At 63.7% G+C, this 19,270-nt stretch carries 20 protein-coding genes; 10 read left to right on the forward strand and 10 right to left on the reverse strand.

The window, feature by feature from the left end:
• Positions 1-53 precede the first annotated feature (53 nt).
• From dut to R5R73_RS04200, 10 genes are all read right to left on the reverse strand, one after another.
• A complete protein-coding gene (dut, locus tag R5R73_RS04155) occupies positions 54-554 on the reverse strand; it encodes a dUTP diphosphatase (protein ID WP_322528875.1) in 501 nt (166 codons plus the stop codon).
• 91 nt (positions 555-645) lie between these two features.
• Positions 646-1,905 carry a bifunctional phosphopantothenoylcysteine decarboxylase/phosphopantothenate--cysteine ligase CoaBC gene (gene coaBC, locus R5R73_RS04160; protein ID WP_322528876.1) on the reverse strand — a complete coding sequence of 420 codons (1,260 nt, stop codon included), beginning with the start codon at positions 1,903-1,905 and terminating at the stop codon, positions 646-648.
• Between the two features lie 59 nt (positions 1,906-1,964).
• Positions 1,965-3,167, reverse strand: a complete 1,203-nt coding sequence (gene uxuA, locus R5R73_RS04165; RefSeq protein WP_322528877.1) for a mannonate dehydratase — start codon at positions 3,165-3,167, stop codon at positions 1,965-1,967.
• Positions 3,168-3,171: 4 nt separating this feature from the next.
• Positions 3,172-4,662, reverse strand: a complete 1,491-nt coding sequence (locus tag R5R73_RS04170) for a mannitol dehydrogenase family protein (protein WP_322528878.1) — start codon at positions 4,660-4,662, stop codon at positions 3,172-3,174.
• Positions 4,663-4,666: 4 nt separating this feature from the next.
• Positions 4,667-5,947 (reverse strand): TRAP transporter large permease, encoded by a 1,281-nt coding sequence (locus R5R73_RS04175; RefSeq protein WP_110631944.1) that lies wholly within the window; start codon positions 5,945-5,947, stop codon positions 4,667-4,669.
• A complete protein-coding gene (locus R5R73_RS04180; RefSeq protein ID WP_110631941.1) occupies positions 5,947-6,537 on the reverse strand; it encodes a TRAP transporter small permease in 591 nt (196 codons plus the stop codon). Before R5R73_RS04180 ends, R5R73_RS04175 begins: the two co-directional genes overlap by 1 nt.
• An 84-nt stretch (positions 6,538-6,621) precedes the next feature.
• On the reverse strand, positions 6,622-7,605 hold the full coding sequence (locus R5R73_RS04185) for a TRAP transporter substrate-binding protein (protein ID WP_276233145.1): 984 nt from the start codon (positions 7,603-7,605) through the stop codon (positions 6,622-6,624).
• A gap of 100 nt (positions 7,606-7,705) precedes the next feature.
• Positions 7,706-8,728 (reverse strand): Zn-dependent oxidoreductase, encoded by a 1,023-nt coding sequence (locus tag R5R73_RS04190; protein WP_322528879.1) that lies wholly within the window; start codon positions 8,726-8,728, stop codon positions 7,706-7,708.
• Positions 8,729-8,801: 73 nt separating this feature from the next.
• Positions 8,802-10,013 (reverse strand): D-mannonate dehydratase ManD, encoded by a 1,212-nt coding sequence (gene manD / locus R5R73_RS04195; protein ID WP_322528880.1) that lies wholly within the window; start codon positions 10,011-10,013, stop codon positions 8,802-8,804.
• 29 nt (positions 10,014-10,042) lie between these two features.
• Complete coding sequence (locus tag R5R73_RS04200; RefSeq protein WP_276233142.1) at positions 10,043-10,747, reverse strand: GntR family transcriptional regulator; 705 nt, start codon at positions 10,745-10,747, stop codon at positions 10,043-10,045.
• A 195-nt stretch (positions 10,748-10,942) separates the two neighbouring features.
• Here R5R73_RS04200 and radC point away from each other — a divergent pair, with 195 nt between their 5' ends.
• The 10 genes from radC (at position 10,943) to R5R73_RS04250 (ending at position 19,241) form a co-directional block, all read left to right on the forward strand.
• Positions 10,943-11,617: a RadC family protein gene (radC, locus tag R5R73_RS04205; protein WP_071231788.1), complete on the forward strand. Its 675-nt coding sequence runs from the start codon at positions 10,943-10,945 to the stop codon at positions 11,615-11,617.
• A gap of 413 nt (positions 11,618-12,030) precedes the next feature.
• A complete protein-coding gene (rpmB, locus tag R5R73_RS04210; RefSeq protein WP_071231789.1) occupies positions 12,031-12,267 on the forward strand; it encodes a 50S ribosomal protein L28 in 237 nt (78 codons plus the stop codon).
• 11 nt (positions 12,268-12,278) lie between these two features.
• The gene (rpmG, locus tag R5R73_RS04215) at positions 12,279-12,434 is read left to right on the forward strand and encodes a 50S ribosomal protein L33 (RefSeq protein ID WP_031384643.1); all 156 of its coding nucleotides are present in this window, start codon (positions 12,279-12,281) and stop codon (positions 12,432-12,434) included.
• Between the two features lie 110 nt (positions 12,435-12,544).
• On the forward strand, positions 12,545-13,360 hold the full coding sequence (gene mutM, locus R5R73_RS04220) for a bifunctional DNA-formamidopyrimidine glycosylase/DNA-(apurinic or apyrimidinic site) lyase (RefSeq protein WP_322528881.1): 816 nt from the start codon (positions 12,545-12,547) through the stop codon (positions 13,358-13,360).
• Between the two features lie 176 nt (positions 13,361-13,536).
• Positions 13,537-14,739: a class I SAM-dependent rRNA methyltransferase gene (locus R5R73_RS04225; protein ID WP_210766275.1), complete on the forward strand. Its 1,203-nt coding sequence runs from the start codon at positions 13,537-13,539 to the stop codon at positions 14,737-14,739.
• A gap of 27 nt (positions 14,740-14,766) precedes the next feature.
• Positions 14,767-15,102, forward strand: coding sequence for a DUF2007 domain-containing protein (locus R5R73_RS04230; protein WP_322528882.1), 336 nt, complete (start codon positions 14,767-14,769; stop codon positions 15,100-15,102).
• A 116-nt stretch (positions 15,103-15,218) separates the two neighbouring features.
• Complete coding sequence (locus tag R5R73_RS04235; protein WP_322528883.1) at positions 15,219-15,653, forward strand: thioesterase family protein; 435 nt, start codon at positions 15,219-15,221, stop codon at positions 15,651-15,653.
• 161 nt (positions 15,654-15,814) lie between these two features.
• Positions 15,815-16,933 carry an alanine dehydrogenase gene (gene ald / locus R5R73_RS04240; RefSeq protein WP_322528884.1) on the forward strand — a complete coding sequence of 373 codons (1,119 nt, stop codon included), beginning with the start codon at positions 15,815-15,817 and terminating at the stop codon, positions 16,931-16,933.
• A gap of 269 nt (positions 16,934-17,202) precedes the next feature.
• On the forward strand, positions 17,203-17,946 hold the full coding sequence (locus R5R73_RS04245) for an IclR family transcriptional regulator (RefSeq protein WP_322528885.1): 744 nt from the start codon (positions 17,203-17,205) through the stop codon (positions 17,944-17,946).
• A 5-nt stretch (positions 17,947-17,951) separates the two neighbouring features.
• Entirely contained in the window at positions 17,952-19,241 is a 1,290-nt protein-coding gene (locus R5R73_RS04250) for an FAD-dependent oxidoreductase (protein ID WP_322528886.1), read from the forward strand.
• Positions 19,242-19,270: the final 29 nt, after the last annotated feature.

The following is a 19,270-nucleotide window of genomic DNA, read 5'->3' on the forward strand; positions in this document are numbered from 1 at the left end:
GACCGAGACCAGCGAGCGTTCGGTGATCATTGCCGGCGCGTTGTTTCGCCGCTTCACTTTCGACCAGAGTGGCCAAAACCGCCGCCTGCCCGTTCGGTGGCGATGAAATCCTCGACGATCTCGAGCTCGGCCTGGACCACCGGCACCAGCACGTACTGTGCCAGTCGTTCGCCGGGTTCGAGCACGAAGGTGTTCTGGCCACGGTTCCACACCGAGATCATCAACTCGCCCTGATAATCGGAATCGATCAGCCCGATCAGGTTGCCCAGCACGATGCCGTGCTTGTGGCCGAGGCCGGAACGAGGCAACACCACGCCGGCCAGCCCCGGATTGCCGATGTGGATGGCCAGGCCGGTGCGCACCAGCGCGCTGTCGCCCGGGGCGAGGGTGAGCGCTTCGTCGAGCAGCGCGCGCAGGTCCATGCCGGCACTCCCGGTGGTGGCGTAGTGCGGCAGCGGATAGTCGTGCACGCGCTCGTCGAGAACCTTGACCGAAAGCTTCGGCCTGGCAGTCGCTGTCGAAGAGGGTGCTGCGGACGGAGTGCTGGATGGCATGAAAAGTGACTTCCTGAAAGAGCATGAAATGAAAGGCCAGAGAGCGGCCTAGCTTACCATTGCTCGAGCGCGAACCGGATGCCGACGCCCGTTAGGGCAGTCGGGAGACGATATGGTCGATGATCGCGCCTGCCAGCGCGGCCTTGGGCTGAACCGGCAGCGAATGGCGCTGCGTCTGGTCATGCGCCTTCCAGAGCAGCGTGACGGCGTTGTCGTCGCTGCCGAAACCGATGCCCTCTCGGGAGACATCGTTGGCGACAATCAGATCCAGCCGCTTGCGTTCGAGCTTGCTGCCGGCGTGGGCTTCCAGCGTCTGCGTCTCGGCGGCGAAACCGACCGTGAACGGGCGATCCTCGCGGCCGGCGACCGTGGCGACGATATCCGGGTTGCGCACCAGTTCGAGGGTCAGGCCGCTGTCGTCGTTGGCTTTCTTCAACTTGTGTTCGCCGATGGACGCAGCGCGATAGTCGGCCACGGCGGCACAGCCGATGAACAGGTCGCAAGGCATCCGGGACTCGACGGCGGCCAGCATCTCCGTGGCCGAGGTCACGTCGATCCGCTCGACGCCGGGAGGCGTCGTGAGCGTCACCGGGCCGCTGACCAGGCTGACGCTGGCGCCGCGCTCGGCGCAGACCGCGGCCAGCGCGTAGCCCATCTTGCCGGAGCTGTGGTTGGAGAGATAGCGCACCGGATCCAGTGCCTCGCGAGTGGGGCCGGCGGTGATCACTACCCGCCTGCCGGCCAGATCCCGCTGCAGAGGCATCACCTCTGGCGACTCGTCGCGGGTGGGTTCGAGCTCGCTCAGTAACTGGGCGAGAATGGCTTCCGGCTCCAGCATGCGACCCAGGCCGACATCGCCGCAGGCCTGATCGCCGGCATCCGGACCCAGCAGCGTCCAGCCCAGCTCGCCAAGTCGATCGGCATTGGCCAGCGTCGCCGGGTGGCGCCACATCGCCTGGTTCATGGCGGGCGCCATCAGGCAGCGGGCTTCGGTGGCGAGGCACAGTGTCGTCAGCAGGTCGTCGGCGTGACCGTGGGCCAGGCGCGCCATCAGGTCGGCGGTGGCCGGCGCGATCAGGATGATGTCCGCCCATTTCGCCAGCTCGATGTGGCCCATGCCGGCCTCCGCTTCCGGATCCAGCAGCGAGGTCCGCACCGGCTCACCGGTGAGCGCCTGCAGGGTCAACGGCGTGATGAAGGCCTGGGCGCCTTCGGTCATCACCACGCGCACCTCCGCGCCCGTCTTCTTCAACAGACGGGCGAGATGTGCGCTCTTGTAGGCGGCGATACCGGCGCTGATGCCGAGCAGAATGCGGGTTCCGGCCAGTCCCGGCCCGAGTGGTGAAACCATGGTCGACGTCCTGAAAAAGCAGGCATCCACCTTACCACCGGCGCCGGGGATTGCGTAGCTCACGACTCCTCGGTGTGGACGGTACTCAGCGGCAACAGACGCTGGACGGCGAGCTCCACCCCGCGCAGCTCGGCCAGCCCCTTGAGCCGGCCGATCAGCGGGTAGCCCGGGCGGCTGTCGCGCGTCAGGTCGTCGAGCAGGTGATGACCATGATCCGGCCGCATCGGCAGGCGGTGACCGCCTTCGTGTCGGCGCCGGCGCTGCTCCTCGACCAGAGCACCGATGACACCGACCATGTCGACGTCGCCGTCCAGATGCTCGGCTTCGTGGAAGCTCAGTGGATCGGCTTCCCGGCGAGTCGCACGCAGGTGAACGAAGTGGATGTGGGGCGCGAACCGCCGGGCCATGGCGACCAGGTCGTTGTCGGCGCGTACGCCGTAGGAGCCGGTGCAGAAGGTCAGGCCGTTGGCGGGGCTGGGGGCGCTGTCGATCACGAACCGGGCATCCTCGGCGGTCGACACCACACGCGGCAGTCCCAGCATTTCGCGGGGCGGATCGTCCGGGTGGATCGCGAGCCGGATGCCGGCTTCTTCTGCCGCGGGGACGATAGCGCGCAGGAACCTCGCCAGGTTGGCGCGCAGCCGTTCGCCATCGATACCGCGATAGGCATCCAGCGCCTGGCGGAAATTCTCGAGGGTGTAGTGCTCTTCGGTGCCGGGAAGGCCGGCGATCACGTTGTCGATCAGTCGCGATCGTGCCGACGCATCGAGCGTCTCCAGATAAGCGCTGGCCGCGTCGCGCTCGGCATCGCTGTAATCGTCCTGCGCGCCGTCGCGTTCGAGCAGATAGAGATCGAAGGCGGCGAATGCCGTCTGGTCGAAGCGTAGCGCGGTACCGCCGCTGGGCAGCGGCCAGGCAAGATCGGTGCGGGTCCAGTCGAGGACCGGCATGAAGTTGTAGCAGACCACGTCGATACCGCATTCGCCGAGATTGGCCAGCGTCTGGCAGTAGCTGTCGATGTAGCGCTCGGCTTCCGGCAGTCCCTGCTTGATCGCCTCGTGTACCGGCACGCTTTCCACGACCGACCAGACGAGACCGGCGGCTTCGATCAGCCGCTTGCGCTCGGCAATCGCTTCCACCGGCCAGACTTCGCCATTGGGAATCTCGTGCAGCGCGGTGACGATGCCGGTCGCGCCGGCCTGGCGAATCTCGCCGAGAGTGATGGGATCGGCCGGACCGAACCAGCGCCAAGTGTATTCCATAGATCTATTTTCCGAGTTCGGGATTGGCTGAAGCCAGGGCAGCGATGGCGGCCTCCACGCCACCCGCTTCCAGGTGCTCTAGTGCCGTGGTAACGGTCTTGACGAACATGGGGTCCTCGCGCAGCGCAGTGGGGAAGACGGCATCGAGTGCGAGGAACGCCACGGTCAGCGCCGGCAGGTCGTCGCCGTGGCGGCGGTGCAGCTCGACGAAGGTTCCGGCCATTGGATCGTCGACCGGGTGCGGCTGGCCGGCGAGGTTGGTGCCCGCGGTATAGCGGATCCAGCCGGCCACGCCCAGCGCGGTGGCGGCCATGTCGCTGTAGTGTTCCGCCGTCAGACGTTCGACGCCACTGGCCAGCCAGCGCTGGGGCAGTTTCTGCGAGCCGTCCATGGCGATCTGCTGGAGCCGATGACGCAGGCTGTCATTGCCGAAGCGGGCCAGCAGGCTGTCGGTGTAGACATTGGCATCGGCGCCCGCCGGCAGTGACAGTGTCGGGATCGCTTCCTGCTGCCAGTAGTGCTGCAGTAGCTGACGAAAGGCGGGGCGGGCGACGGCGGCATCCACCGTCTCGATGCCGGCCAGCGCGCCCAGATAGGCGAGCAGCGAGTGGGCGCCGTTGAGCAGACGCAGCTTCATGGTTTCGAACGGAGCGACATCGGCGACCATCTCGACGCCATCGGCTTCCCAGTCCGGCCGGCCTAGCGGGAAATCCTCCTCGACCACCCACTGGCTGAAGGTTTCGCAGACCACGGCAGCGGGGTCGTCGACCCCCAGCGCCGACAGACGCTGGCGATCGGCGTCGGTCATCGCCGGGACGATGCGGTCGACCATGCTCGAGGGGAACGCGACGTTGGCGTCGATCCAGTCGGCCAGCGCGGCCTCGCGGTGACGGGCCAGCGAGATGACGGCGCGACGCGTGCGCTGGCCGTTGTGGGGCATGTTGTCGCAACAGAGCACGGTGAAGGGTGCGACCCCGGCCGTTCGGCGTCGAGCCAGGGCCTCCACCAGCATGCCCGGGGCGGTGTCCGGCGATTCGGGATTTGCGATGTCATGGGCGATCGGCGCGGCATCGGTCAGCAGTTCGCCGCTGCTCGGGCTCAGAAAATAGCCCTTCTCGGTCACGGTGAGGGTGACGATGCGGACAGCGGGATCCCTCATGCGCGTCAGTAACGCTTCCCGGTCCGGGCCATCCGGGCCGGCGTAAAGCGCCTCGGCGATCACTGTGATCTCGCGCAGCGTGACGTGCTCGCTGTCGCTGTATTCGGCGACGTGGTAGCGCAGGTCACCCGCTCGCAACTGGTCGACCAGCGTCCGATTGGAGCGGATGTTGGCGCTGCAGATGCCCCAATCTCCCTGCACCCGGTTGAGACAGCGCTGTAGATAGACCGCCTGGTGCGCGCGATGGAAGGCGCCCAGGCCCAGGTGGACGATGCCGATCCCGCTCGGCACATGGCGGGCCGGCTGGCGCTCGATCTGGATTCGAGTTTCGGCCATGACGCTATTTCCCCATCAGCAGGTTGGGCAACCACAGCGACAGCGCCGGGACGAAAGAGACCAGCATCAGCACGATCAGATTGCAGATCAGGAAGGGCACGATGGCCCTGGCGACGCGCAGCATGGGCAGCTTGCCGATGCTCGACACCACGAACAGGCAGACGCCCACTGGCGGCGTGGTCAGGCCGATCATCAGATTGAGTACCGCCATCACGCCGAAGTGGATCGGATCCATGCCGACGCCCGTCGCCACGCCCAGCAGGGCCGGGAACAGGATGATCAGCGCGGCGATGGTCTCCATGAACGCACCGACGAACAGCAGGATCAGATTGAGGATCAGGATGACCACGATCGGATTGCTGCTGATGCCGAGAATGGCGTCGGCGAGCATCTGTGGAATCTGCTGGCTGGTGAGGATCCAGCCGAACAGGTTGGCCAGGCCGACGAGCAGCATCAGCGAGGCCGAGGTGATCACGGTGTCCGACAGGATGCCGCCCAGATTGCGCCAGTTGATGCCCTTGTAGACGAAGGTGCCCACCAGCAACGCGTAGAGGCTGGCGACGATCGAGGCCTCCGTCGGCGTGAACAGGCCGCCGATGATGCCGTAGAGAATGATGAAGGTCATCAGCAGTGCCCAGAACGCGCTGCGGCCTTCCTTGAGCAACTCCTTGAAGGAGGCGCGCTTCTCCTTGGGATAGCCGCGGCGCACCGCCAGCCAGTAGGCGGTGATCATCATCGCCACGCCCAGCAACAGACCGGGCAGCGCACCGGCGAGGAACATGCGGCCGACGGAGATGCCGGAGAGCGAACCGACGATGATCATCGGCACGCTGGGCGGAATGATCGGGCCGATGGTGGAAGAGGCGGCGGTCACGGCGGCGGCGAACGGCTTGTCGTAGCCGGCCCTGGACATGCCCGGAATCATCACCGAGCCGATGCTGGCGGCGTCCGCCACCGCGGTGCCGGAGATGCCGCTGAAGATCATCGAGCCGCCGACGTTGGCCAGGCCCAGGCCGCCGCGGATATGGCCGACCAGCGCGTTGGAGAAGCGCACGATATGCTGGGTGATATTGCCCACGTTCATCAGGTTACCGGCCATCACGAAACCGGGGATACACAGCAGCACGAAGGAATCGATGCCGGAAAACATGCGCTGCGGCACGATGGTCAACGAGATGCCACCGAGCATCAGATAGGCGAGTGACGACACGCCCAGACAGAAGGCGATCGGTAGACCGATCAGCAGCAGTATCAGAAAGGTGGTGAAGAGAACGGCGATTTCCATCAGAGCGCCTCCTGGCGAGCGGTGTCGACGCGTTCGCCACGAACCATGGCGATGATGCCCTCGGCAAGGCCGATCAGGCTGTAGAGCAGCAGCGTGCCGAACAGCACCACCGAAGAGAAAAAGATGTAGAGCATGGGAATGCGCAGCGTCGGCGAGGTCTGGAACGCGCCGATCTGGGCGAATTGCCAGGCGTTGGGCAGTACCATGAGCGTGAAGGCGAACGTGATCGCCGAGATCAGCGCAAGATAGGCGGCCCGACCGCGAAAACCGAGCCAGCCGTGGAACAGCTCCACGTTGACGTGGCGGTGGCGGTGCTGCACCACGCCGGCGCCCATCGCCACCATGTAGATGAAGAGGTAGCGGGTCAGTTCCTCGGTCCACGACAGCGTGATAGGCAGGAACAGGCGCGAGGCGACCTGGAGCAGCACCGTCAGCGACAGCCCCACCAGCGCGATCACGGCCAGCGTCAGGAGTACGCGGTCGAGCGCGCCGGCCAGTCGGCCGATAGGGCCGCCCAGGCGCGGAACGCGAGTCAGTATCTCGAGGTTTTCCTGGATATCCTGATGAATGTCCGTTTCATGTTCCGACATGGCGGTCTCCGAACGAGATGAGAAACGGGGGCGGCGATCGTCGCGCCGCCCCCGAATGCCGTGGCTCGGTAATCCGTCGGGGGATTACAGATCCTGGATGGCTTCGTAGAGCGACTTCTGCTCGTCATTCAAAGAATCAAGCACGGCAGGTTCGGCTTTCTTGGCGAAGGCGGCCTGATCCACCTCGACGAACTCCATGCCCTTGTCCTTGAGCGCCTGTTCGAGACGCTGCTGGTCCTCGACGAACAGCTTTTCCTCGTAGGCTTGCATCTCGCTGGCGGCATCCCGCACCACGGTCTGCAGATCGTCCGGCATCGACTCGAGCTTCTGCTTGCCGATGACGACGTAGATCCAGCTACGTACGTGATCGGTCATGTCCACGTACTGCTGGACTTCGTTGAAGCTGGCGCTTTCGATCAGGCTCAGCGGGTTCTCCTGGGCCTCGATGGTGTTCTGTTGCAGCGAGGTGAAGACTTCGCTGAAGGCCATCGGCGTCGGGCGGGCGCCTAGCGCTTCCCAGGTATCGACGAACAGCGGCACGTTGGGGACGCGAATCCGCAGGCCGTCGAGGTCGTCCGGCGTCTTGATCGGACGGTTGGAGGTCAACTCGCGCGGACCGCGCTCGAACCAGGCCAGCGGGACCAGGCCGGTGCGTTCGGTGATCTGCGCCTCGATCTGCTTGCCGACGTCGCCTTCCACGGCCTTGCGCATGTGGTCTGAGTCGCGGAACAGGTAGGGCACGGCCATCATCGCCGCCTTGGGTGCCCAGTTCTGCAGGCTCTCGCCGGTGATGGTCATGTCGGCGGTGCCAAGCTGAATGCTGTTGATTACATCCATTTCGCTGCCGAGCTGCTCGTTGGGGAAGACCTGGACCTCGATGCGGCCCTCGGAATTGGTTTCGACCAGTTCCTTGAACTTCAGCGCCGCCTTGTTCCAGATATTCTGTTCATTGGCCAGGTGGCCGAATTTCAGCGTGTAGTCCGCGGCCATGACCGCCTGGCTACCCAGTAGCGTGGCGCCGAGGGCAGCGCCAGCGAGCAAGTTCTTGAAGGTTGTCGTCGTCAACATGGCGTGAGTCTCCTGTCGCGTTGATACGCGTCGGTTTTGTTGTCCGGGCCAGCGCTGTTCCGGGTCTCTCCCGGCATGAGTGGCGGACTCGATCGGGCGTTCAGGGCGAGATTTTCACCAGCACCTTGCGCGCCTGTTCCGGGTGGTTCTCGAGCAGATCGATGGCGTCGGGCATCTCGGCCAGTGCGACGCGATGGCTGATCAGCGCCTTGGGATCGAGACGACCCGCGGCGATATGTTCGATCACCTCCGGGAATTTGCGGTTGTTCAGACGGGAGCCGACCAGTGTCAGCTCCTTCTTGATCACTTCCAGCTGGATCAGATCGCTCGGCGTCGGGCTGAAGCCCAGCAGGCCGATGCGCCCGGCTGGACAGGCCATCCGCAGCATCGCCGGCAGCATGGCCGGTACGCAGGCGGCATCGGCGATCAACGGGATGCCTTCACCATGGGTGGCGGCTAGTACGGCCTGTTCGAGGTCTTCGCTGCGGCCGTTGATCACGTGGCTGGCTCCCAGTTCGCGCGCCGTGGCGAGGCGTTCGTCGAGGATATCGGTGACGATCACCTCCTCGAGCCCGATGGCGCGCGCCATCTGCAGTACGGTCAACCCGATCACGCCGGCGCCGATCACCAGCAGACGATCGCCCGGGTGCGGCTCCATCCGCGCGAGCACGTTGGCGGCGATCGAATAGGGCTCGACCAGGGCAGCGGCATCGAGGTCGAGATCGTCGGGAATGCAGTGGGCATTGGCGGCCGGCACGTTGACCTGTTCAGCAAAGCCGCCATTTCTGTGAACGCCGATCACCTGCATCGCGCTGCAGACGTTGGGGCGGCCAATCCGGCAGGGATAGCACCGGCCGCAGTTGACGACCGGATCGATACAGACCCGCTCGCCGACGCGGGCCGCGTCGACGCCATCGCCCACGGCGCGGATCACGCCGGCGAACTCGTGCCCGGTAATGCGGGGGAATCGCACGAAGGCGTTGTCGCCGTGGATGATGTGCATGTCCGAGCCGCAGATGCCGGCGAACGCGACGTCGACGATCACTTCTCCCGGTGCCGCGCTCGGTGCGGGCTGGTCGCCGACGGCGAACGCATGTGGGGCGCTGACTTCAAAGGCTTGCATCGATGACTCTCCTGAAATTCTCACGGTTGCCGGTATCGCTCGTTCGCCAGTGTCATGTTCGCCATTGGCATACTCACCAGTGCCACAGCGTGCCGTCCTCGAGCCGGTTGACCGGCAGGCTGGCGCGCTTGAACGGATAGCGGGCGGCGGCCTCCTCGTCGATGTCGACGCCGTGCCCGGGGTTCTCGCCGACCAGGAAGTGACCATCCTCGAAGCGATAGTCATGGGGGAAGACGCTGTCGGTCAGTTCGTCGTGGGGCATGTGTTCCTGAATGCCGAAGTTGGGCACCCAGGTATCGAAGTGGATCGCGGCGCCGAGACAGACCGGCGACAGATCCGTTGGTCCATGGAAGCCGGTGCGCACGTGGTAAAGGGAAGCGAGATCGGCGATCCGGCGCAGATGGGTAATGCCGCCGCCGTGGGTCAGCGGTGTGCGGATGTAGTCGATCCACTGGTTCTGGATCATCTCGCGGCAATCGTGGATCGAGTTGAAAACTTCGCCGATGGCGAGCGGCGTGGTGGTGTGCTCGCGGATCAGGCGCAGACTCTCCTGGTTCTCGGCGGGGACGCAGTCCTCGAGCCAGAACAGGTGGTAGGGCTCCACCGTCTTGCCCAGCCGTGCGGCCTCGATCGGCGTCAGCCGGTGGTGGACGTCGTGCAGCAGGTGCAGGTCGTGACCGAAGCGCTCGCGCACGGCGGCGAACAGCTGCGGCACATGGTTGAGGTACTTCTCCGTGCTCCAGACGTGCTCGGCGGGCAGTTCGGCATCGGCCGGCTCGTAGCGCTCGCCTTCACGCTTGGCGACGCCGTAGATCGTCTTGATGCCGGGGACACCGGCCTGAACACGCACCGCCTTGTAGCCCAGTTCGACGTGGCGAGCGACTTCTTCCAGGCAGCTGTCGATGTCCTTGCCGGTGCAGTGGGCGTAGGTCATCACCCGCTCGCGGCTCTTGCCACCCAACAGCTGGTAGAGCGGCATGTTGGCGGCCTTGGCCTTGATGTCCCACAGCGCCATGTCGACGGCGCCGATCGCGCTCATGGTCACCGGGCCACGACGCCAGTAGGCGCCGCGATAGAGATACTGCCAGGTGTCCTCGATGCGGCTGGCGTCGCGACCGATCAATGCCGGCACGACGTGCTCTTCGAGATAGGCGGCGACGGCCATTTCACGACCGTTGAGCGTGGCGTCGCCGATCCCGTAGATGCCGGATTCGGTAATCAGCTTGAGGGTGACGAAATTGCGTCCGGGGCTGGTGACGATGACACGGGCGTCGATGATTTTCATGGAATCTCCGGCTAGGGAAAACGGCGGCTTCAATGGTTGTCGAACAGATCGGGAAAACGCTCGATCAGGCGTGGCAGTGAAACGAGCAGTTCGCGCAGGTGGGCCTGTACCGCGCGTTCGGCGGCATCCGGATCACGATGCTTGATCGCTTCGACGATCCGGGCGTGCTGCTCGACCAGAGTGTCCAGTGGCGTGCCGTCGGGCACGCTGATGTAGCGCACGCGGTCGAAGTGCGCCTTGACCTCTTCGGTGAATCGCCAGGCCGATTCGTGTCCGGCTTCCCGCGACAGCGTCTGGTGGAACTCCTCATCGAGCACGTAGAAGCGGTCGTAGTCGCCACCGATGATCGTCCTGCGCTGGCGCTCGACCAGTTCGAACAGGTCATCCAGCCCGCGTGACGACAGGCCTTCTTCCGCAGCGGACTTGGCCACTGCCACTTCGATCGCCTCGCGCACGAAGCGCGCACTGTAGACCGCCTGAGGGGAGATCTTGACCACGAATGTGCCGCGCTGGGGGCGCACCTCGACCAACCCTGCTTCCGAGAGGCGGATGAAGGCCTCGCGAACGGGCTGGCGGCTGACCTTGAAGGTATCGGCGATCTCCTTCTCCGACAGCGCCTGGCCCGGCGCCAGCACGAGACGAATGATGGCGTGACGCAACACGTGATAGAGGCGTTGGCGTACATGGCCGGCATCCGACTCGTTCCATAGGGTTTGCAGGGTCGTTGAGGTCACGAGAGCTCCGGCGTTCTTGTCTGACTAGTATGGTAGTGGGTCGCCGGAAATTGACGATTCGACTTTGGGAGTAGAGCGTCATCGCCGATGAAAGGTAGAACGTCATCGCCAATGAAAATCGGTCAGGTTTTGACGGGACCGGCCGATGACCTGATCAGAGGTTCGATAATTCACGGCGAATGGACGGGAAGGGGCATGGCAATACGCGACTGGCCGGAAGGGGAGCGGCCACGGGAGAAACTTCTAACGCTAGGGTCCGCAGCACTTTCCGATGCCGAGCTGCTGGCAATCTTCCTGCGGGTCGGGGTCAAGGGGCGCTCGGCGGTGGATCTGGCACGTGACCTGTTGAGCAGCTTCGGCGGGCTGCGTCAGCTGCTGGAAGCGGATCGCCAGCGATTCTGTGCCGAGCATGGCCTGGGCGAGGCGACTTTCGTGCAGCTTCAGGCGACGCTGGAGCTGTCGCGTCGTCATCTCGGCAGCCTGCTCGAGCGCGATGCGGCGTTGACTTCCCCGACACTAGTGCGTCGATTCCTGAGTGCCCAATTGCGCCATCTCGATCACGAGGCGTTCGCGGCCCTGTTTCTGGACACGCAGCATCGCGTGATCCGCTTCGAGATCCTGTCCGAAGGCACGCTGGACAGCGCCTCCGTCTATCCGCGTGAAGTCGCCCGGCGCGCGCTGGCGCACAATGCCGGCGCCGTCATCTTTGCGCATAACCATCCTTCCGGCGTGGCCGAGCCGAGCGATGCCGATCGTCGGATCACCGAACGCCTGCGCGAGGCGCTGGGGCTGTTCGATATTCGGGTGCTGGATCATTTCGTGATCGGCGACGGCGAGGTAATCTCGTTCGCCGAGCGCGGCTGGTTATGAGCAGGCGACGCGCGCCAGATTGGCGGAATGGGCAGTGAATGGATTGTGGTAAATGGACAGTGTTTCGAGATTCGAATGGGAACGCGTGTCGGATTCGGGTAACATATCGCGCCATGTTCTGGGGTGACGCCCTTCGATGGCCTGTCGGAAACGATCGGCCAACGCTTCGCTGGCACGGCGGCAGTTGTCGTCGATTGTTGCGAAGAACGGAGGCGTCTGGTATAAAGTACGCCCTTTGAATCGGGGCACCTTTGAGTCGGCGCATTGATCCAGTGAATCAAGGCGTTGGACCATGGCAGTCGAGCGAATGATACCCGCCATTTCCATGATGGAATCGAGATGGATGGGTTCTTCCCGAACTGCGTGTCCGAGATAAACCGAACAACCCAACCCGCCAGTGGTCGGAGGCTTCCATGTCCCAAGTTTGTCAGGTTACCGGTAAGCGTCCGGTGACTGGTAATAACGTCTCGCACTCACAGCGCAAGACACGTCGTCGTTTCGTCCCGAACCTGCATACGCATCGTTTCTGGGTCGAGTCCGAGAAGCGTTTCGTCAAGCTGCGCCTGTCCTCCAAGGGTATGCGCATCATTGACAAGAAGGGCATCGAAGCGGTGCTCAGCGACATTCGCAAGCGCGGCGTTAGCCTTTAAGGAGTCGAGAGATGCGTGACAAGATCAAGTTGGTGTCCAGCGCCGGTACCGGCCACTTCTACACCACGGCAAAGAACAAGCGTAACACTCCGGACAAGCTCGAATTCAAGAAGTACGATCCGGTCGTTCGCAAGCACGTCATGTACAAGGAAGCCAAGATCAAGTGATCTAGCTTTCTGATAGTGCTGAAATGCCAGCGCTGAAATGACAGTACGGAAAACCCGGTCCTCGACCGGGTTTTCTCGTTTGTGATGGATGAATCGCGAGAGTCCGACGTATGCCCGAGCTTCCCGAAGTCGAAACGACCCGCCGCGGTATCGCGCCTCACGTCGAAGGCCAAGAGATCGTCGAGGTCATCGTGCGTCAGCGCCGTATGCGCGTGCCGGTGCCTGACGACCTGGAATCCACGCTGATCGGCGCAAGGTTCGGTGAGCTCTCCCGTCGCGCCAAGTATCTGCTGCTGCCGCTGGGCGAGCGTACCTTGCTGTGGCATCTGGGGATGTCCGGCAGTCTGCGCATTGCCCGCGTCGGCGATACGCCCAAGAAGCACGACCATGTCGACATCGTCTTCGAGGGTGGCCATATCCTGCGCTATCACGATCCCCGGCGCTTCGGGTTCGTCGATTGGCTGAAGGAGAATGCCGCGACGGATACCCGGCTTTCCCGCCTGGGGCCGGAGCCGCTGTCGCCGGGTTTCGATGGTCAGCGACTCTACCGGCTGTCTCGCGGCCGCCGTGCGGCGATGAAGACCTTCATCATGGACAATGCCGTGGTCGTGGGGGTGGGCAATATCTATGCCACGGAGGCGCTGTTCATGGCCGGCATCGATCCGCGTCGCGCGGCGGGTCGTGTCTCGCTCGAGCGTTTCGAGCGCCTCGCCGAAGCGATCAAGACGGTGCTGGCGGCAGCGATTACCCAGGGCGGCACCACGCTGCGGGACTTCGTCAGCGGCACCGGCGAGCCGGGGTACTTTGCCCAGCGGCTCAACGTCTACGGCCGTGCCGGCGAGCCCTGCCGTCACTGCGGCCTGGAGCTGCGCCATATGGTACTCGGCCAGCGCGCCACGGTTTACTGCACCCTTTGCCAGACCTGAATGTTCTGCCCGATCGGGCTCGAGATCCGACCGGGGCGGCGTGCGATTTGCCCCGACGGATCAATGGATGGCTGCATGCGGGTTAGAATGCGCCGAGATTGCTGTTCGGCGACGCTCGTTCGAAATGTTTCTTCAATACGCTTTTTCTGATTTCCCTTGCCGATGGAGCCCTGCACATGGAGTCAACCGTGACCCAGACCCTGCGCCTCAAGAAAAACGCCGATCGACGTCTGAAGGCGGGCCATCTGTGGCTCTATTCCAACGAGATCGATATCCAGGCGACGCCGCTCAAGGAGCTCGAGCCAGGCGCTCAGGTGACCATCGAGGCCGCCAATGGCAAGGCGCTGGGTGTCGCCTACGTCAATCCGCATTCGCTGATCTGCGCCCGCGTCGTCTCCCGCGATGCCGATGTCCGGCTGGATCGTTCGCTGCTGGTGCACCGCTTCAACCAAGCGCTGGCGCTGCGTGATCGCCTGTTCGCCAAGCCATTCTACCGGCTGATCCATGGCGAGGGCGATCTGCTGCCGGGGCTGATCGTCGACCGCTTCGATGACGTGCTCGTGGTTCAGCTCAATACGCTCGGCATGGAAACGGTACGCGACGAGGTGATCGCGGCGCTGGACAAGGTGCTGTCGCCCCGCGCCATCGTGTTCAAGAACGATTCCAGCGGGCGCCGGCTGGAGCAGCTCGAATCCGAAGTCGCGGTGGTCCACGGCGAACTGCCCGACGAGGTGCTGCTGGAAGAGAATGGCGTGCGCTTCGTCGCCCCGGTGCTGGATGGCCAGAAGACTGGCTGGTTCTACGATCACCGCGCCAATCGCGCCTGGCTCAACGGCCTGGTTGCCGGCAAGCGGGTGCTGGATCTGTTCAGCTATATCGGCGGCTGGGGCGTGCAGGCCGCGGCGCATGGCGCCAGCGAGGTACTGTGCGTGGACGCTTCCGAGGTCGCGCTGGACCGGGTTGCCGAGAACGCCGCGCTCAACGGATTGCACGAGCAGGTGGCGGTCGGTCACGGCGACGTGTTCGAAGCCATGACCGCGCTGCGCGCCGAGGGCGAGAAGTTCGATGTGATCGTGCTCGATCCGCCGGCCTTCATCAAGAAGCGCAAGGATCTGGCCAATGGCGAACGCGCCTACGCACGCCTCAATCGTGAAGCGATGCGGCTGCTGGGTCGTGACGGGCTGCTGATGTCGGCGTCCTGCTCCATGCATCTGTACGAGGAGCGCCTGGTAGAGTGCGTGCGTGGCGCGGTGCGTCACCAGGATCGCCACGGCCAGATCATCTACCGGGGCGGCCAGGCGGGCGATCACCCGATCCATCCGTCGATTCCCGAGACGGCTTATCTGAAAGCCCTCGGCGTGCGGGTCTTCCGCAACTGATGATCGCAATGGAGCGATACCGCTGACATGTCTGCCGACCGGATTTGCGTATTCCGTCATCCCAATGTCTTGTTGGTCAGTCATGTTCGTAACGTGATCGAGAGCGCCGGTATCTCCGCCACGTTGCGCAACATGACCCTGGCTGGCGGGGCGGGCGAGCTGCCGCCCGATCAGTGCGAGGCGGAGGTCTGGGTGGCCGCCGAGGCCGAAGCGCAGGCGAGCCGACTGGTCAGGGAAGCGCTCGACGGACCGGCCGTGGTCGCGCCGCCGTGGCATTGCCCCGGCTGCGGTGAGCGGCTGGAAGGAGTCTTCGATCGCTGCTGGCAGTGTGGCCGGGCTCGCCCGGCCGACGATCCGGTATGACGTTCAGAGAGCGAGACGCTGATTTGGGGAAGCGAGACGTTTCAGGGTCACCCCGGTTGGCCAAAAGCGTCTCGCCAGGCATGGTCGAAATATCCGCTGACAGTTCGGAGGTCCATATGACATGGGATCTGCCCGGCCCGTTCGTGATCGACATCCAGGTCGAGGCATCGAGCATCGATCACTACGGGCACGTCAACAACGCCGAATACCTGCGCTGGATCGAGCGCGCCAGCTGGACCCACTCCCGTCATCTCGGGCTGAGTCTCGACGACTATCGAGCGCTCGATCGCGGCATGGTCGTTCATCGCCACGAACTGGATTATCTGGCACCTGCCTTCGAGGGCGACCCGCTCCAGCTTGCCACGTGGATCGTCGCCTGCGACGGCCGCTTGACGCTGACGCGGCGGTTTCAGCTGTGCCATGGCGCCAGTGCGCGGACGTTGCTCCGGGCGCAGACGCGTTTCGCCTGCATCGAACTCTCCAGCGGGCGGCCCAAGCGAATGCCGCCGCGATTCGTCGAGGTCTACGGCGGGGCTGTGGCGCGGGAGTAGAAAATATTTCTGCCTATCGATGCAATTCCAGATTTTCTTTCAAAAAGAGTTCGTCATTCAGGTCTTGTTCGTCTTTTTTCTGCCCCTATCCCGCCTTTATTGCTGTTGTGCTGTAATTCGCTCGATCCCTTCAATGACAACCAGCGATCGAGGAGATGGCCATGCACATCGGCGTTCCCAAGGAAATCAAGAACCATGAATACCGCGTCGCCCTGACACCGGGCGGCGCGCGTGAACTGGTGGCGCGAGGCCACCGTGTTTCGGTACAGGCGGAAGCGGGCAGTGGCTGCGGCTATCCGGATGAGGCCTATCGGGAAGCCGGCGCCGAGGTGTTGGCCGATGTCGAGGCGCTGTGGGCTTCCGCCGATCTTGTCCTCAAGGTCAAGGAGCCCCAGGCGGAAGAGGTCGCCCGGCTGCGCCCGGAGCAGACGCTGTTCACCTACCTTCATCTGGCGGCCGAGGAGAAGCTGACTCGCGGTCTGATCGACAGTGGCGCGACCTGCATCGCCTACGAGACCATTACCGACGGCCTTGGCGGCTTGCCGCTGCTGGCGCCAATGAGTCGCGTGGCCGGCCGCATGGCCGTACAGGCGGGCGCGCACAGCCTGGAGAAAGCCCAGGGCGGTGCCGGTATCCTGCTGCCGGGCGTGCCGGGTGTAGCGCCGGCCAAGGTAACGGTGATCGGTGGCGGCGTGGTTGGCGAGAACGCCGCGCGGATGGCGCTGGGGCTTGGCGCCGAGGTGACGATTCTCGACAAGTCTCTGCCTCGGCTGGAAGTGCTCGACCACCGTTATCAGGGCCAGATCCGTACCGTCTATTCGACCACCGAGACGCTGGAGGCGGCCGTACGCGAGTCGGACATGATCATCGGTGCGGTGCTGGTGCCCGGTGCCGCCGCGCCCAAGCTGATCACCCGTGCGATGCTCGCCGACATGAAGCCGGGAAGCGTGCTGGTGGACGTGGCAATCGACCAGGGCGGCTGCTTCGAGACCAGCAAGCCGACCACCCATGCCGAGCCCAGCTATGTGGTCGATGGCATCGTCCACTACTGTGTCGCCAACATGCCCGGTGCGGTCGCACGAACGTCGACCCAGGCACTGACCAATGCGACGCTGCCGTTCGTGATCGCACTGGCCGACAAGGGCTGGAAGCAGGCGCTCGCCGACGACGCCCATTTCCGAAGCGGACTCAATGTCCATGCCGGCCAGGTGACTTATGCCGCCGTGGGCGAGGCTTTCGGGCTCGAGGTGGTTAGTGCCGAACTCTGCTTGCAGGCCTGAACTCATACCGAGTTCTTCCTGAGCCCAAGCATAGCGATACGAACAGCAGGACTGATACTCATTGTCGGCGCCGATGTTGTCGGCGCCGCTTTATTTTGATGCTTCGGTCATATGCTTTTATATTCGACGCATCTAGAAAGAATCTCGCCATGTGAGACGAACTCGGCAAGGTGTCTCGGTATGCTCGGGATAGATCCCAGCTTCGAGCCGTCGACGTGCCATCAGCTTCGCGTGAATCTTCCCAGACTCCCTCCACTCTACGCCATGTAATGGCGCTGCTGCGGACAACCGCGGCGTGCGGTACCCGTGGCGCGGGTATTGATGATTATCTCGATGCGACCGAACTGAGTCGGCCGACCATCTACCGCCTCCTCAAGGGGCTGCGCGAAGAGGGTTTTCTGCGACCCTCTCCGCTGCGACATCGCTATCTGCTGGGTTATGAGCTGTTAGTGCTCGGCGCTGAGGCGGGTAATGGCGGCAGCCTGCGTGATCTGGCTCGTCCCAGACTGCTCGCGATGGCGCAGCGCCTTGGGGACAGCTTTTACCTGTTCGCGCACGACGGTCGACATGCGGTCTGCCTCGAAGTCCAGAACGGTGCCTATCCGGTTGGCAGTTTCGTGGCCTCGATCGGCGGCCGCGTGCTTCTGGGAGTGGGGCAAGCATCGATTGCGCTTCTGGCTTCGCTCGAGTCCCGGGAGCGTGAATGGATCCTTGCGGCCAACCATGATCCGTTGCAAGACCGCTACGAGATCAGTGTCGATGCCGTTGAACAGGAAATTGCGCGCTTCCATCAGGAGGGGTATGCCCGGGGTGTGGAGGGTTCAAGCCTACCTGAATTCACGGGGTTGGCGATCCCTATTCTCGATCACAGCGGGCGCTGTCTCGGTGCGTTCAGTTGCTCGATGCTCAAATCACGGATGACCCAGGATCATCGTCAAGAAGTGCTGGCGATGATGGCGGAACAGGCCGAAAGCCTGGTGTCGGAATCCCACGGTCTATTGCAGGCACAGTGATGCTCATGTCGAAAGCGGCTCAGCCGTCTCATCTTCGTCCCTGCGGCTGGCAGGCATTGCTGCCCCCCGTAACGCCGCGACCGGCTCTTTGTGGTGATCAGGTCGCCGATCTTGTGGTCGTAGGCGCGGGATATACCGGCGTTGCCGTGGCGCAAACCTATCATTCCTTGGCACCGGATCGCCGCATTGTGGTACTCGATGCCGAGACGGTCGGCGAAGGCAGCCCGGGCCGTAATTCCGGCTTCATGTTGGAGATCGCTCTGGCCAATGATGCGTCCGCTGATCAACTGGCGCGAATGTCGACGCTCAATGCGCTGAGCCGACAGACAATGGCTAGGCTCAAGGCGCAGGTCGATGAGCACGATATCGATTGCCAACTCCAGCGTACCGGTACTTATCGGGCAGCCCGGGGAGACGAAGGTCGTCGTGCATTGGCACGGTATCAAGACTTTTTGGATGCCGCTGGGCTGTCCTATCGGCGATTGGACCTCGAGCAGCTAGACACCGCACTGGGCACCCGCTACTACGCCGAAGGGCTTTATTCCCCCGACTGTTATCTCGTTCAGCCAGCCGCACTGATCGGTGGACTGGTCGATTCGCTGCCGGAAGCTATTGATTGTCACGAACGGAGTCCGGTGCTGGCAGTGCAACGAGACAAGGAAGCATGGCGGGTCAGTACTTCGAAAGGATCGGTTCGGGCTCAGCAGGTGGTATTGGCCAATAATGCCTTCGCGCGTGCACTGGGCGCCGATCGCTCGCGGCTTACCGCCATTTATACTTACGCCGCGCTGACAGCAAGGCTTGATTCCGATTTGACGGCTGCTATCGGAACTGAACCCTGGGGGCTGCTGCCAACGCACCGGCTGGGTTGCACGTTACGTACCACGGCAGACGGCCGCTTGATGATTCGTGCCCAGTACAGCTACGAGGCTGAAAGGGACAACGCAACCGTCGCCGCCGGTCTCAAGTCGAGCCTGGTCGCACGTTATCCAGAGCTGGCGGCTGTCGAATTCGAGCGAGTCTGGGGTGGAACCACTGGCCTGACCTACAACGGCGCCCCGTTGTGGGGAGAAGTGGCGGAAAACCTGTTCGTATCGGCGGGGTGCAACGGCGGCGGCATCGTCAAGGGCACCTTGCTGGGCGATGCTCTGGCGCGCTTGGCGCTGAAACAACCGACAGTCGATGTCCCTGGTCTTTTTGGCAAGCCTAGTTGGATGCCGCCCGAACCCATTCGCAGGCTGGCCTTCGACACCATTCGCACAATCGAGCAGCGCAAAGGGCGCGACGAGACTTGATAACCGCGCTCAGCCACAACACCAGCGAT

Origin of the sequence: Salinicola sp. LHM (assembly GCF_034479735.1) — a bacterium.
Classification (GTDB): Bacteria; Pseudomonadota; Gammaproteobacteria; order Pseudomonadales; family Halomonadaceae; genus Salinicola; species Salinicola salarius.